This window comes from Pseudomonas sp. Sample_21 (assembly GCF_004307525.1).
GTDB lineage: Bacteria > Pseudomonadota > Gammaproteobacteria > Pseudomonadales > Pseudomonadaceae > Aquipseudomonas > Aquipseudomonas atacamensis.
In genome coordinates this window covers 21,463-35,562 of the sequence record NZ_RCNZ01000053.1, presented here as the reverse complement: position 1 = coordinate 35,562, position 14,100 = coordinate 21,463, and the positions used below count along the sequence as shown (strand labels likewise).

The window sequence follows — 14,100 nt, the reverse complement described above, 5'->3', positions numbered from 1 at the left end:
AGGAACCCTGTTATGAGCGAAGCCATTCGTTACGAAAAAGGCCAGGACGGTATCGTCGTGCTGACCATGGACATGCCGGGCCAGAGCGCCAACACCATGAACGCCGTGTACCGCGAGGCCATGGCCGCTTGCGTTGCCCGCTTGCTGGGAGAGAAAGACAGCATTGCCGGAGTAATCATCACCTCCGCGAAGAAGACCTTTTTCGCCGGCGGCGATCTCAATGAGCTGATCAAGGTCGGCAAACCCGAAGCCAAAGCTTTCTACGACATGGTGCTGACCCTCAAGGCGCAATTGCGCAGCCTGGAAACCCTCGGCAAACCGGTGGTCGCGGCGATCAACGGTGCTGCGCTGGGCGGCGGCTGGGAGATCTGTCTGGCCTGTCACCACCGCATTGGTGTTGAGGACGCCTCGGTGCAACTCGGTCTACCGGAAGTGACCTTGGGTCTTTTGCCGGGCGGCGGCGGGGTGGTGCGCATGGTGCGCATGCTCGGCATCGAAAAAGCCCTGCCGTACTTGCTTGAAGGCAAAAAAGTGCGCCCGCAACAGGCGTTGCAGGCCGGGCTGATTGATGAATTGGCAGCGGATCGCGATGAGCTGCTGGCCAAGGCGCGCGCCTGGATTCTCGCCAATCCGGCGCCAGTGCAGCGTTGGGACGTCAAGGGCTACCAGATTCCTGGCGGCACGCCATCGAACCCGAAAGTGGCGCAAATGCTGGCGATTGCGCCGTCGATCCTGCGCGCGAAAACTCAAGGCACCCTGCCGGCGCCGGAGAAGATTCTATGCGCGGCGGTGGAGGGCGCTCAGGTCGATTTCGACACCGCGCACCTGATCGAAACCCGCTACTTCACCGAGCTGACGACCGGGCAAATCTCGAAAAACCTGATCGGTACGTTCTGGTTCCAGTTGAACGAGATCAACGCCGGCGGTTCAAGACCGCAAGGTTTTGCGCCCTATAAAACCCGCAAAGTCGGTGTGCTCGGCGCCGGAATGATGGGCGCAGGCATCGCGTTCGTCAGCGCCTCGGCCGGTATCGACGTCGTCCTCAAGGACATCAACCTTGCCGCTGCCGAGAAGGGCAAAGCGCATTCCGCAGCGCTGCTGGACAAGAAAGTTGCCCGTGGCCAAATGACTCCCGAACAGCGCGAAGCGGTGCTGGCGCGAATCGTTGCGAGCGAAAGCGATGCCGATCTGGCCGGTTGCGATCTGATCATCGAAGCGGTGTTCGAGGATCGCCAACTCAAAGCCAGGGTGTCCGCCGCCGCGCAACAGGTCGTGGGCGACGAAGCGGTCATTGCTTCCAATACGTCGACCCTGCCGATCACCGGTCTGGCGACGGCGGTGGCCGATCAAAGCAAATTCATCGGCCTGCATTTCTTCAGTCCGGTAGAAAAAATGCCGCTGGTGGAAATCATCAAAGGTGCGCAGACCAGCGCCGAAACTCTCGCTCGCGGTTTCGATTTCGTGCTGCAAATCAAGAAAACCCCGATCGTGGTCAACGACAGTCGCGGCTTCTTTACCTCGCGGGTGTTCGGCACGTTCACCAACGAGGGCATTGCCATGCTTGGCGAGGGCGTCAGTGCGCCGATGATCGAGACCGAAGCGCGCAAGGCCGGGATGCCGGTCGGGCCTCTGGCAATCTCCGACGAAGTTTCCCTCAGCCTGATGAGCCATATCCGTCAACAGACGGCCAAGGACCTACAAGCTGAAGGGAAACCGCTGATTGAGCACCCGGCCTTTGCCGTGATTGACTTGATGCTCAATGAATTCAAGCGACCGGGCAAAGCCGCCGAAGGCGGTTTTTATGAGTATCCAGCCGGTGCCCAGAAGCATTTATGGCCGGAGCTGAAAACGCGCTTCGAGAAGGCCGACGGACAGATCTCTGCGAAGGATGTGCGTGATCGGCTGTTGTTTGTGCAGGCCATCGAAACCGTGCGCTGTGTGGAGGAGGGCGTGCTGACCTCGACGGCGGATGCCAACGTCGGCTCGATCTTCGGCATCGGTTTCGCCGCGTGGACCGGCGGGGCGCTGCAGTTCATCAACCAGTATGGCCTGAAGGACTTCATCGCCCGCGCGCAGTATCTGGCCGAGCAGTACGGCGAGCGCTTTATCCCGCCAGCGCTGCTGCTGGACAAAGCGGCGAAAGGTGAAATGTTCTAAGGCCAGCGAGCATTTCGGGGCTTGCCTTGGCCACGTGTTTCAAGGCAGGCTCTGGAGTGTTCATTATTCCCATCACGTGTCAGGTATTTTTTATGTCGCTGCGCATCTGCATTCTCGAAACCGACATCCTGCGGCCCGAATTGATTGACCAATATCAGGGCTATGGGCAGATGTTCCAGCGCCTGTTCTCGCAACAACCGATCGCCGCTGAGTTCACTGTCTATAACGTGGTGAAGGGTGAGTATCCAAGTGACGATGAGACTTTCGATGCGTACCTGGTCACTGGCAGCAAGGCCGATTCGTTCGGCACGGATCCGTGGATCCAGACCCTCAAGACCTATCTTCTGAATCGCTACGAACGCGGCGACAAATTGCTCGGCGTGTGCTTCGGCCATCAATTGCTGGCGCTATTGCTTGGTGGCAAGAGTGAGCGTGCGTCCCAAGGCTGGGGCGTCGGCACTCACAGCTACCAGCTGGCAGCCAAGGCGCCGTGGATGAGCCCGGTGCGCGAAGAGCTGACACTGCTGATCAGCCACCAGGACCAGGTCACCGAACTACCGGAAAACGCGACAGTCATCGCCTCCAGCGATTTCTGCCCGTTCGCGGCTTATCACATCAACGATCAAGTGCTGTGCTTCCAGGGCCACCCGGAATTCATTCACGATTATTCGCGCGCGCTGCTCGATCTGCGCCAGGAAGCGCTGGGTTCGCAGATCTACAGCAAGGGTGTGGCAAGTCTTGAGCAGGAGCATCATGGCGCTACCGTTGCAGAGTGGATGATGCGCTTCGTGGCGCACAAACCAGAAACGGCTCAACGCTAAAAGGGCCTGCTCCCACAATCCCTGTGGGAGCGAGCCTGCTCGCGAATATCCGGGGCAACGCGGTCCCGGCTACAGCCACCCCGACCGCTTGAAACTCGCCCACAAACTCACACACCCCACCGCAATAAACCCCAGCACCGCAAAATAACCGTAATGCCAGGTCAATTCCGGCATGTTCTGGAAATTCATCCCGTAAATTCCCGCCACCGCTGTCGGGAACGCCAGAATCGCCGCCCACGCCGCAAACTTGCGCTGCACCACGCTCTGCCGGGATGCCTCGAGCAACACGCCGATCTCGATGGTCTGGCTGGCAATGTCCGCCAGCGTACTGAGGTCTTCCATCTGCCGCGTTACGTGAATCTGCACATCGCGAAAGTACGGGCGCATGTTCTTGTCGATGAACGGGAAACTGAGCTTTTGCAGCTCTTCGCCGATTTCCACCATCGGCGCCGCATATCGACGCAAGCGCACCACGTCACGGCGCAAACCGTGCAGCTTCTGGATGTCTCGCTCGTTGAGGGCGCTGCACAGCACGTTGCGCTCCAACTCATCGATCTCGGCGTGGATCGCTTCGCCCACCGGCTGATAGTTCTCGATGACGAAATCGAGCAGCGCATACAGGACGAAATCCTCCCCGTGCTCGAGCAACAAAGGGCGCGCTTCACAGCGTTGCCGCACATAGGCGTACGACGCGGAATGGCCGTTTCGTGCAGTGATGATGTAACCCCTGCCGGCGAAGATATGCGTTTCGATAAATTGCAAGACGCCGTTTTCGCGAACCGGTGAGTAGGTGACGATAAACAGAGCGTCACCAAAGGTTTCCAGTTTCGGTCGGCTGTGTTTTTCCAGCGCGTCTTCGATGGCCAGTTCATGCAAGTTGAACTGACGTTGCAGGTTGGATAATTCCTGTGCGTCCGGTTCTTCCAGGCCGATCCACACGAAGTGGCCGGGTTTGGCCGCCCAGGCAGCACCTTCGTCCAGCGCAATATTGGTGACTTTCTTACCCTCGCTGTACACCGCAGCAGCAACAACTCGACCCATGGTGGTGATTCACTTCTTCTTGGCAGATGGCAGGGAAACTAGGCTTCAGCTTAGCCGTGTCGCTGCTTGAGAGTCAGTGAAACTTCTACAGTTCACCCGGCAAAAGAAAACCCGCACAGGGCGGGTCTTGTTTCACGCGGCTTGCAGTTGCCGATCCATCGATTCGATGCACTCGCGCATCTGCTCGCGGCATCGCTCGATCAGCATGGGCATGTCGTCCATGGTCAATCCGACTGTAGGAATCGCCGGCAAGGAACGTATGAGAACGTTGCCACTGCGCCAGCGATTCAGGCGCATGTGCTTTATATAGCTGCTCACGCACACCGGAACGATCGGCACGCCGGCGGCAATCGCCATCTGGAACGCGCCTTTCTTGAACGGCAACAAATCTTCACCGAGGTTGCGGGTGCCTTCCGGAAACACCCAGATCGAGGTGTCTTCATTCTGCAAGGTGTGGGTGGTCGTCAGCATCGACTGCCGCGCCTTGTGCGCATTGCCACGGTCGATCAACACATTGCCGGCCAGCCAGAACAACTGGCCGAACAACGGCACCCACTTCAGGCTTTTCTTGCCGATACACACGGTACGGCGGGGGACGACATTGCCGAAGACGAACAGATCGTAGTTGGACTGATGGTTGGCGATGATCACGCAACTGTCGGGCTTGTTCATCAAGCCGTTGACCTCGGACCTGACCCGCAAACGCAAGATACACATCGCCGGCAAAGCGTAGAGGCGGGCGCAGAGTCGGCTGTTGTCCGGGTTGAACGGGCGGCACAGTCCAAGGATCACGCCGAGCACGCCGGCCAGAATAAAGTGCAGGCCCATCAACAACATACGAAACACAAACAGCATTTTTGCAGGCCCACCGGGACAAAAGGTGGCGCAGTGTACGGATGTGCACTGTTTTCGGCAATTGCCGCTATAGAGTCCGGAGATGGCCGATGTTTAAGCGCATGTTTCAGTCTTGCCTGTCAGGCGCGTCCTAGAGCTTTCCGCGAATCTTCGACGTGTGACGTAAGAAAAAGCCCGACACGAGGGTCGGGCTATTCACTTACCGGCAGATCCTGGACGAGTCAGCCCAGATGTTGCTGATCCTGCAGGATGGCGTCGTCAAGAGTTTCCAGCAGTTGCTTGCGCACTTTCAGCTTGGTGTTCTTGTGCGCGAGCATGTTGATCTTCTTCAACTGCCGCGCGGCAGCCAGGGCGGCGCCTTGCAATTCTTCGGCAGTGACGACTTTGTCGAGGAAGCCTGCATCAACGGCACTTTGCGGATCGAACATCTCGCCATTGATCACCGAGCGATGGAAAGCCGAACGCCGCAAGCGATCGCGCGCCAGCTCGATACCAGCGTGGTGCATGGTCATGCCGATCTGCACTTCGTTCAGGCCGATGCTGAACGGGCCGTCGACACCGATGCGGTAATCGGCGGACAACAGCAGGAAAGCACCCTTGGCCACAGCGTGTCCCGGGCAAGCAACGATCACCGGGAACGGGTGAGAGAGCAGGCGGCGGGCCAGGGTCGAACCGGCCGTCACCAGCGCAACGGCTTCTTTCGGGCCGGCGGTCATTACCTTCAGGTCATACCCGCCCGAGAGGATCCCCGGCTGCCCGGTGATGATCACCACGGCGCGATCCGCCACCGCCTGATCCAGCGCCGCGTTAAACGCCGCAATTACATCCGGAGAAATCGCGTTGACCTTGCCATTGTTCAGGGTCAGGGTCGCGATACCGTCTTCGAGGTGGTAGGCAATCAACTCGCTCATGACGCTATTCCTTATTAGAAAGATGGGCAGACGTTACCCACCGCCGCAGGCCAGGTAAAGCGCCGTGACTGACCTGCCAGTCACCGTTTTGCGCTTCGGCCAGCGTCGCGCCCGTGTTGCCTGCTATAAAGGAAGCGCACGGCTCACCCGAGATTGGCCGGTTTGCCATCGTCCGCTTTGGCAGAATGAAGCGTGCTCTCTTAAGCGCATGAAAATTCTGAAAAAAAGTTTGCCATCGGAAAAGCTTTCGACTACATTAGCGCGCCTCGACAGACAGAACATGTCTGCAGAGATACGGTGAAGTGTCCGAGTGGCTTAAGGAGCACGCCTGGAAAGTGTGTATACAGGAAACTGTATCGAGAGTTCGAATCTCTCCTTCACCGCCAAATTTGAAACGACAAAACCCCTGAAAACATTAAAGTTTTCAGGGGTTTTGTGTTTTCTGGGGGGCAAAAACGGCCCATATGGGAACATCCGTGGGAACGGGCGGCCCGGTCCGGCGACTATCAATTAGGGTATTGAAAGCCGTGGGTTCAACTATTGGCGGTACTAAAATGCTATTACTCTCCCTCTTCTGACCGATGATCAATCTGGTCATCTACATGTGAGGGAGCTATGACAGAATCCAATTTAGAAAAGTACCGGAAGGATCTGAAGGCGTTACTTCAGGAAGGACGGGCAGTTCTACAAGCGCTTCGCCGTGATGCAGCTGGTACGAACGAATGGCGAGCCAGTTTGGAAAGAGCGGGATGGACCGAGGAGAAAATCGAAAGTTACGACAAAAAGCTCAAGCCCTTCCGGATCTGCTATCACCACTGGTATTCGGAAGCTCTCGTCGTTGTGAAGCAGCTACTTCCCGACAGATATGCGGATTTCGTAAAATTTTATGAACGACCCAAAACGCGAAAAACATTTGATGTCGAGACTTATCGAATAGAGGACGCGTGCCAATCCCTTTCGTCGACTCGGTATGGCGGGGAAGTGGTCGTTGATATGTCTGCCGCCATTCCATTGCTGCAGCAGCAGATTGCTATCCTTGAATCGATAGAAAAGCGTTTTGAGAGTTCACTCTTTGACATCAAGCAATTGGTACAGGCTGATCTCTTTGACTCTGAGCTTGACGTTGCTAGAGAGCTGCTTAAAAACAAATTCGCTCGTGCTGCGGGCGCTGTCGCCGGAGTCGTGCTGGAAGGTCATCTGAAGCAAGTATGTGACAACCATAATTTGCCAAAAAAGTCTGGAACGATTGCAGTGCTCAATGACGTGCTAAAAGCAGCTGGTGTCATCGAACTATCGCAGTCTCGGCACATCCAGTTCCTTGGTGACATTCGTAATAAATGCGGCCATAAAAACCCGACCGAACCAACGGTTGAGGAAGTGGACGAACTTATTACTGGAGTCGACAAGGTTATAAAAACAATCTTCTGAGCTACCAGTTGGGGCCAATTTGGCCCCTTTGAAACACCTACAGATTCAAGGCAAGTTCAAGCATTCCGATAACATCTGGTCCATCCTCATTGATCCACATGCCGTAATGCTGTCGGATCATATTCGCGCTAGTGTGGCCCATCTGCTCCGCAATCCAGTCAACCGATGCCACGCCGGTAGTCAACAACTGGCTGGCATACGTGTGGCGGCACTGTCCAGGACCGCGATATCTAACGCCGGCCGCTTTCAAGTGCGCTTTGAAGAACCTGTCCCTCACGACAAAGTCGCTGACGTGCGGCAGGCCGCTCTTTGTGTTGAGGAATACGAAGTGCAGCTTGTGCTTGCGAACTGTCTTGTTGTCACGCTCGACGACTTCGACCGTGTCCACGGTTTTAAGCTGGTTGATCGCGTCCAACTTGCGAAGGGCATCCCACGCCGGTTCCAGCAAACGCACCTTGCGTGTGGAGCGTCGGGTCTTCGTCACGCGATAGGCTCCCCGCACCTTTGACCTGCGGAAAGTCACCGTCCCCTGTTTCAGATCGACGTCCTCCCACGTCAGCGCGATGGTCTCCGACACCCGTGGGCCTGCCCAAATCATAAACTGCACCATCAGCAGTTCCTGAGTGCGGTTGGTGGATGTTTCGAGGATCTGCTTGATTTCCGCCTTGGTGAACGGGTCCGGCGCCTCTGGATCGGGTAGGCGCACGAATAACCCCTCAGTCGGGTCGTGCGCGACCTTCTTGCGTGTGCGGTAGAGCCTGAACACCTGGCGCACATTACTGATGATGTCGCGGATGGTTTTGTTCTTCAGCCGCTTCGACAGTGGCCCCTGAATCCATTCTTGCAGGTCCAGGTGGTCAATCTCATCGATCTGGATGTCACCCCAGCGCGGCCGGAAAGCCGCAGGCCTCGTTGGTGCATTGCAGGTAGGCCACGCGCAGGAAAATGTGTGTGCCTTCGCTGGCGCGGATGCGCATGTGGCCGAGGCAGTGCGGGCAGACGAGCTTGTAAGTACTCACCCGGCGAACCCCCGACCGTGCAGTTGAATAGTGGCCAGCACTTCGGCGTAGCGGGCAGACATGTAGTGCATCAGAGCGTTGATGATGGCTTGCGCTTCGCAAGACTCAATGACACCGTCGTCGAGTGCTTTGGCAATGATCTGATCAACCATCCCGCGCTTGGCGGCGGCTTTGACTGATCGATTGTACAACTCAACGTTGTCCAGATCCGCCGGCGCAGTCAGCGGAACGAACATGCCGCCGTATTTGGCAGCGATGTAATCCGGCAGGAAGGTCGTGCCTGCTACCTGTTCGAGGCGATGAATGTGGTCGTCACTCAGCGGTCGGCTTCCGGCATTTTCGTAAGCTTGGTTGTCGAACTTTTTGAGTGGCATTCCCAAGTCAGCAGCGGCGTAAATGCGGCCTCCCTGATAGGCGCCAATCACCGCACTGACAACGTCTTTCCTGTTGGCTAGAACTGGGCGTTTCATCTTCTGGTTTCCTCCCTGAGCCAACAGGCTTAGTTTTCAATGACGCGGTCTTTGATACCAAGAAGTACTGCGGCGCGGTGGGCTTCGCCCCGCAGGCACTTCTTCTGTCCGTTCAACACCGCGTACACGGTTGAAGGGTGCAGATCGTTCTGAAGGGCAAAGTCCTATACTGACATGCCTTTGCGTTCCAGCCGCGTTCTACGGCCTGGCAGGCTTGCTCGGGTGCATAGGCGGCGTGCATAGTTCAAATTCGTGTGATTTCGCGTAATGATGCGATGATATTGTCCCTGTAAATTGGGAGTGTAAACGCCCAGGGTACAATTTTTATGACTATAGGCGATCGCCTTAAAGAAGAACGGCAGCGGATCGGTCTTAACCAAACGTTGATGGCAGAAAAATGTGGGGTGACAAAAAACACCCAGCTTGCTTACGAAAAGGGCGAACGAAACCCCGATACCGCCTATTTGGCCCATGCCACCCCATTGGGAGTGGATCTGCTTTACGTGGTAACTGGCGAGCGAAAGCCCCGTCCGGCTGACAGCATCAGTGGTGACGTCGCAAAGTTTCTGGAGGTTTATCAACAGGTCAGCGAAACGGATCGCGACGTGTTATTCCGTATGGCAGCAGCCTTTGCGAAGGCAGCAAACATCGAAGTGTGAAGGGCGCGCAACTCACCCGATCAAGTACAGTTCATTTGAGTGGAAGCAACACGCCGGCCACGAAGACCGGCTTTTTCATGGACATTGAAAGGAGCATTACAAATGGCGTTGAAGCCCTGCAAGTCTTGCAAGCATCAAGTAGATACCTCTGCAAAAACCTGCCCAAACTGCGGCGTAGCAAACCCTGGCGTCACCACAGCACAGACCCTTGGTGGCCTAGTCATTCTCGGCATCATCGTTGCAGTGGGCTTTTCGATGTGCTCGGGCGGCAGCAAAGACAAAGCCGAAGAAAAAACAGCGAAGGTCGATGAGGTCGCGTGCCGCAAGGACCTTCAGTGCATGGGCGACAAATACACCGTCGCCGCCGGTGTCTATTGCGAGGACCCTATAGTGCGCCTAGGGAAGTACTCCGCGCGTTGGACCGATGGCACCTTTGAGCCAAAAATGAGCCACTTCCGCTGGCTGGACAAGGAGAAGGGGACGCTCACGTTCATCGGCGACAAAATCGAATTTCAAAACGGCTTTGGCGCCTACCAAAAGCATATTTACGAATGCGACTTCAACCCGCAGGGCAATCAGGTACTGGCCGTCCGTGCCGAACCTGGGCAACTCTGAAAGGCCCGTCTTTGAAAGGGTAAACAGTACTTACATTTCCGAAGTGGTGTGATCGGCAAGGGTGGTCGTCTGTGCGGCGATCTCATTCAAATCGGTCTCTGATTTTTCATGAAGAGGCTGGTGGCACAGAAAAACGTGCTGAGAGTGGGTGACTCCCGGGCGATGCCGGTGGTTGAAACCACCGCGCCCTTCACAAGGAAATGGAGTACGCAGGATGGACAACCTTACCCCTTTGGAGCACCTCTTTTTTGCAGCTTCTCGCGAAGCTGGATGACCAGCAGCGGCAGGATGTGTTGAGGATCATGGAGGCGTTTGTGCAGTCATCGAAGTAAGGGCCTGTGCAAAAGTAGCCTTGGCATATCAGCTAGGGCTACTTTTAGAGAGCTATTTTATAAATGGAAAATAAAAATGATTGACCAAAAAAGCGTGGTGGACTTCTGGGCAGACGATCTTATGGATCGAAAGCCAAGCTCCGAATTTTTGACGAATTATCTGTTGGCTAATGACCATATCAAGGTGCTGAATGTGAACTCCCCGTGGGGGGCGGGGAAGTCGTTCTTTCTTGAACGGTGGGCCCAAGCCCTCTCACAAGATCATGTTTGCGTTACTTTTAACGCTTGGGATTCTGACTATACAACGGAACCGTTGGTTGCACTGATATCTTGTATTGAGCAGCAGGTGGTTGATCCTTTGTCTATAGAGTCAACGAAGTTAGGCAAGGGTGTTATTAATGTCAGTTCGACGTTGATAAAAAAGGCGGGGCCGTTGATTCTAAAAGGGCTGGTGAAGAAATTTAGCGGTGTTGAGCTCGATGAGCTAATAGGAAACGGCGCAGGTGATGCTGCAGACGACGTAATAAAGACCCTTATAGAAGAACAAGCGGAAACGAAAGGGAACGTAGAGGAGTTTAAGGCCGAGGTCATTAGTCGTTTAAAAAGTGCAGCAGAAAATCAAGGAAAACAGGCTCCCGCATTTATTTTTATAGATGAACTCGATCGCTGTAGGCCTACCTATGCAATTGAGTTGCTTGAACGTATAAAACACTTTTTTGAGTTGGAGGATTGTCGCTTCATCATTGCGTCTGATTCAACTCAGCTGGCTCACTCAATTCGAGCTGTGTACGGCCAAGGATTTGCATCTGAACGTTACTTGAATCGTTTTTTTGATGCGGAGTTTAATCTTGATAATCAAAATATATTCATGATTGTTCATAATAAGCTGCCATCTATTAACTCGGTTGGATTGGGGATAAATGTAACAGGTGAAATGCCTGATAGGCATTGGGGTCAAAGCAGAGAGTATAAGTATCCCCAGCGGCACACAGTTGTTTGTGATATTAAAGGTTTCAGTGAGAACGGTATCTTGATAGTTGCGTTGTGTAAATATTTCGATGTTGAGTTGCGTGAGCTGGTTAACTACATAAAGCAAATTAAGAGTGCTGCGGATTCAATTGGTGGTAAAGTCAATTTTTTCTGGTTGGCATTTTTAGTGTTTTACAAGAATTCAAAGCATGAGAGCTATGGCTTGCTGTTTGACAAAGACAAGGCGCAGGGTGCCCTTCAATCCTTTAATGATGATAAAGCTAAAACCGTCAGTTTTTCCTTTACGACTTCGCTCGAAACGGTTTTCAATATGGCCTCCTATTATATGAGCCTACTCAATGCTGATGAGCAGAAGTTACGTGAAATGTCTAATAGAACAGATGGGTGGAAATCCAATGTTTATTATTCCGTGTGTAATGATATGTCGCACCTGCATTCTTATAAGCGCATTGTGGATCTAGCTCACCGATTGAGCTGAATCACTAGCCCAGTGATCTACTGGGCTTTACCTATTTAAACGCCGCTATATTTCACTTTTTCCCATTCGCGATTCACTGCGGGCTTCGCCGATTTTTCTGTAGCGTACAACCACCGAAGTCGGCGCGGTTTACTCTGATCCCCTGCGGTCACTGTCTTTTCTTTGCCGATTTTGTGGTCGCGGTAATACGCGATAATCCCTGTGTAGTCTCCCTTGTTCTCCTCCGCCAGATCCTCAACAGTGTCCTCCGGTAACTTGCTCTCCAGCTCAAGGCTGACGGTGTAACCGTTATCTGCGCTGAGAGTGTGCTGCACATTCCCGCCGTACCGAATGATTTCGTCGATCTCAGGTTTCACGCCTTCCAGCGTGTAGGTCAGCTCCGGTATCAGATCCGGCCTGCCCATGGCCAGAGTTTAGCTGAGCGTCGCGCTGCCACGTTGTAGGCGGTTGAACTCCGCCCGCGCGGCGCGCAGGCAGACAGTCGGTCAGTACACCGACACCGCCGGCCGCAACGACAACACCGGCCACGCCGATCTGGCCTGGGCGCTCCTTCACGCATTGCACCACGAACCGCTTGAGGGGCAGACCACTGCCAACACCGGGCGCATGGAGATTTACTGATGACTGAACAAATGGCTAACCAGACGTTACCCGCGACTACACCCTCCAACGGCGCCGGGACACAGGTATTTTCATTCGGCGAGCCGACGCCGGTGCTGGGTGGTCGTGAGGTTTTCGACTATCTGGAGTGTTGGTTCAACGGGGCGCTGGTATGAGCCGCCGTTGTCGCTGGATGGGTTGGCCCGGTCGGTGGGGGCGAGTGTGCATTTGCATTCGGGTTGATGTTCAAGCGCAATCTGTTGAGCAAGACGTTTATCCCGCATCCGCTGCTGTCGCGGGCTTCGTTTGAGCAGTTTGCGTTGGACTTCCTGTGCTTGGGTAATGGGTACCTTGAAGGGAGGCGATCACGGTTGGGTGGGGTTCGGAAGCTGGAAACGCCGTTGGCCAAGTACATGCGCGCCGGGCCGGATGGGCAGTTTTATCAGGTGCGGGGGTGGAAGGATGTGCATGCGTTTGATCTGGGCAGCATTTTTCATCTGCGTGAGGCGGATCTGCACCAGGAGGTCTATGGGTTGCCGGAGTGGATGAGTGCTTGGCAGTCGGCGTTACTGAATGAATCGGCGACTTTGTTCCGGCGGAAGTATTACGAGAATGGCAGTCATGCTCGGGTCATTTTGTACATGACGGATGCGGCTCAGACGGAGGCGGATATTGATGCGTTGCGCAAAGCACTGAAGGAATCGAAAGGGCCGGGGAATTTCAGGAATTTGTTTGTTTACTCGCCGACCGGTAAGAAGGACGGGATTTAGCTAATCCCGGTGAGCGAGGTGGCGGCGAAAGATGAATTCAACTCGATCAAGAACCAGACGCGGGATGACGTATTGGCAAGCCTGCGTATTCCGCCGCAGTTGATGGGACTCGTGCCGCAGAACGCAGGGGGCTTCGGGTCTATTAAGGAGGCAACCAAAATATGGATTGCAAATGAGTTGGAACCTATCCAAACCCGCATGCTACAACTTAACGACTGGCTAGGGGAAAAGGTGCTTGATTTTAGCGCCTAATTTTATTTGATACAAAATCAATGATGATTTGTAACTGTGCCTGCATGCTCCATAAGCATGCAGGCAGTTTCCTAAAGGATTGCTTCAACTGATGTAACTAAGTTTCTGATTGTGTTTTTTACTTGAATCAGATCCGCAGTGTTGATTGGCCATGGCGTCCTCGGGAGGTTCGGTTGCAAGTCACCCTCATGTGCAATTTTATTGCGCCGCTCCACAATAATCGAGAGAGCACGCTTTAACGATTTTGCTTGGGTCTGCTTATTGGCTGCTGTTGCTCCTTGGTGTAACGCAATTTCATTCCATAACTCAATGTTCGAAACGAGCCTAATCCCGTCCGCAATTTTTTCGGGGTCTTGGTAAGTGCAGAAACCCAGTCGCCCCCGAATGTCTAAGTCAAATGCTTGACTCGCATCAATAGGTGTCGGGGCAGAACGTATTCGACTAAGCGTGTCGTTCGCAATTTGAAAACGCAGATATCCTGAAGACGGTGGGCGCAGGCCATCGAAGATTTCTAGCATCCTCTGAGCCACAATTTCGTGGATGTAGAGATCTAAGGCGCTGACGCGAGAAACCCATTCTGCTCGAAGAATTTCATCTGGCTTGAGTGCGGCAGTTAACTTTCCCGCGAGAAATGCGTGCATAGCCGATAGCTCTTCGCATCTTTCCCAGATCGATTCGAAGTGAGATATTGGAGTCATTTAG

12 protein-coding genes, 1 tRNA gene and 5 pseudogenes are annotated in these 14,100 nt (G+C 54.4%); 9 read left to right on the top strand and 9 right to left on the bottom strand.

Annotated elements, in window-relative coordinates:
* Window positions 1-12: 12 nt before the first annotated feature.
* Entirely contained in the window at window positions 13-2,157 is a 2,145-nt protein-coding gene (locus D8U71_RS07640; RefSeq protein ID WP_130887531.1) for a 3-hydroxyacyl-CoA dehydrogenase NAD-binding domain-containing protein, read from the top strand.
* Window positions 2,158-2,249: 92 nt separating this feature from the next.
* Window positions 2,250-2,978, top strand: a complete 729-nt coding sequence (locus D8U71_RS07635; RefSeq protein ID WP_130887530.1) for an amidotransferase — start codon at window positions 2,250-2,252, stop codon at window positions 2,976-2,978.
* A gap of 69 nt (window positions 2,979-3,047) precedes the next feature.
* On the opposite strand, the gene D8U71_RS07630 is transcribed toward D8U71_RS07635, so the two are convergent.
* The 3 genes from D8U71_RS07630 to D8U71_RS07620 all read right to left on the bottom strand — a co-directional run bounded on the left by D8U71_RS07630 (window position 3,048) and on the right by D8U71_RS07620 (window position 5,785).
* Window positions 3,048-4,019 carry a magnesium and cobalt transport protein CorA gene (locus D8U71_RS07630; protein ID WP_016773794.1) on the bottom strand — a complete coding sequence of 324 codons (972 nt, stop codon included), beginning with the start codon at window positions 4,017-4,019 and terminating at the stop codon, window positions 3,048-3,050.
* Window positions 4,020-4,151: 132 nt separating this feature from the next.
* The gene (locus tag D8U71_RS07625; RefSeq protein ID WP_024012238.1) at window positions 4,152-4,874 is read right to left on the bottom strand and encodes a 1-acylglycerol-3-phosphate O-acyltransferase; all 723 of its coding nucleotides are present in this window, start codon (window positions 4,872-4,874) and stop codon (window positions 4,152-4,154) included.
* A gap of 221 nt (window positions 4,875-5,095) precedes the next feature.
* On the bottom strand, window positions 5,096-5,785 hold the full coding sequence (locus D8U71_RS07620; RefSeq protein ID WP_076566844.1) for a crotonase/enoyl-CoA hydratase family protein: 690 nt from the start codon (window positions 5,783-5,785) through the stop codon (window positions 5,096-5,098).
* A gap of 296 nt (window positions 5,786-6,081) precedes the next feature.
* Here D8U71_RS07620 and D8U71_RS07615 point away from each other — a divergent pair.
* Window positions 6,082-6,171: transfer RNA gene (locus tag D8U71_RS07615), tRNA-Ser, on the top strand.
* A 229-nt stretch (window positions 6,172-6,400) separates the two neighbouring features.
* Entirely contained in the window at window positions 6,401-7,213 is an 813-nt protein-coding gene (locus D8U71_RS07610; protein WP_130887529.1) for a hypothetical protein, read from the top strand.
* Window positions 7,214-7,250: 37 nt separating this feature from the next.
* Here D8U71_RS07610 and D8U71_RS07605 read toward each other — a convergent pair.
* From D8U71_RS07605 to D8U71_RS07590, 4 genes and pseudogenes are all read right to left on the bottom strand, one after another.
* Window positions 7,251-8,108 (bottom strand): annotated as a pseudogene (locus tag D8U71_RS07605) (site-specific integrase); the annotation flags it as partial.
* A gap of 1 nt (window position 8,109) precedes the next feature.
* Window positions 8,110-8,232: pseudogene (locus D8U71_RS07600) on the bottom strand (ogr/Delta-like zinc finger family protein); the annotation flags it as partial.
* Window positions 8,229-8,702: a YmfL family putative regulatory protein gene (locus D8U71_RS07595; RefSeq protein WP_130887528.1), complete on the bottom strand. Its 474-nt coding sequence runs from the start codon at window positions 8,700-8,702 to the stop codon at window positions 8,229-8,231. The gene D8U71_RS07595 and the pseudogene D8U71_RS07600, both read right to left, overlap by 4 nt.
* Window positions 8,703-8,731: 29 nt before the next feature.
* Window positions 8,732-8,943 (bottom strand): annotated as a pseudogene (locus tag D8U71_RS07590) (DNA-binding protein).
* A gap of 85 nt (window positions 8,944-9,028) precedes the next feature.
* Between D8U71_RS07590 and D8U71_RS07585 the strand changes: the two are divergent.
* The 3 genes from D8U71_RS07585 to D8U71_RS07575 all read left to right on the top strand — a co-directional run bounded on the left by D8U71_RS07585 (window position 9,029) and on the right by D8U71_RS07575 (window position 11,776).
* Window positions 9,029-9,361 carry a helix-turn-helix domain-containing protein gene (locus tag D8U71_RS07585; RefSeq protein ID WP_130887527.1) on the top strand — a complete coding sequence of 111 codons (333 nt, stop codon included), beginning with the start codon at window positions 9,029-9,031 and terminating at the stop codon, window positions 9,359-9,361.
* A 102-nt stretch (window positions 9,362-9,463) separates the two neighbouring features.
* A complete protein-coding gene (locus D8U71_RS07580) occupies window positions 9,464-9,976 on the top strand; it encodes a zinc ribbon domain-containing protein (RefSeq protein ID WP_130887526.1) in 513 nt (170 codons plus the stop codon).
* 408 nt (window positions 9,977-10,384) lie between these two features.
* Entirely contained in the window at window positions 10,385-11,776 is a 1,392-nt protein-coding gene (locus D8U71_RS07575; RefSeq protein WP_130887525.1) for a P-loop NTPase fold protein, read from the top strand.
* A 35-nt stretch (window positions 11,777-11,811) separates the two neighbouring features.
* Here D8U71_RS07575 and D8U71_RS07570 read toward each other — a convergent pair.
* Window positions 11,812-12,249, bottom strand: a pseudogene (locus tag D8U71_RS07570) (phage late control D family protein); the annotation flags it as partial.
* On the opposite strand from D8U71_RS07570, the gene D8U71_RS28340 reads away from it, so the two are divergent.
* Together D8U71_RS28340 and D8U71_RS07565 are read left to right on the top strand one after the other, a co-directional pair.
* Window positions 12,224-12,397 carry a hypothetical protein gene (locus tag D8U71_RS28340; protein WP_177434886.1) on the top strand — a complete coding sequence of 58 codons (174 nt, stop codon included), beginning with the start codon at window positions 12,224-12,226 and terminating at the stop codon, window positions 12,395-12,397. The pseudogene D8U71_RS07570 and the gene D8U71_RS28340 overlap by 26 nt on opposite strands.
* An 11-nt stretch (window positions 12,398-12,408) precedes the next feature.
* Window positions 12,409-13,398, top strand: a pseudogene (locus tag D8U71_RS07565) (phage portal protein).
* A 71-nt stretch (window positions 13,399-13,469) separates the two neighbouring features.
* Here D8U71_RS07565 and D8U71_RS07560 read toward each other — a convergent pair.
* Window positions 13,470-14,096: a HEPN domain-containing protein gene (locus tag D8U71_RS07560; RefSeq protein ID WP_277751619.1), complete on the bottom strand. Its 627-nt coding sequence runs from the start codon at window positions 14,094-14,096 to the stop codon at window positions 13,470-13,472.
* Window positions 14,097-14,100: the final 4 nt, after the last annotated feature.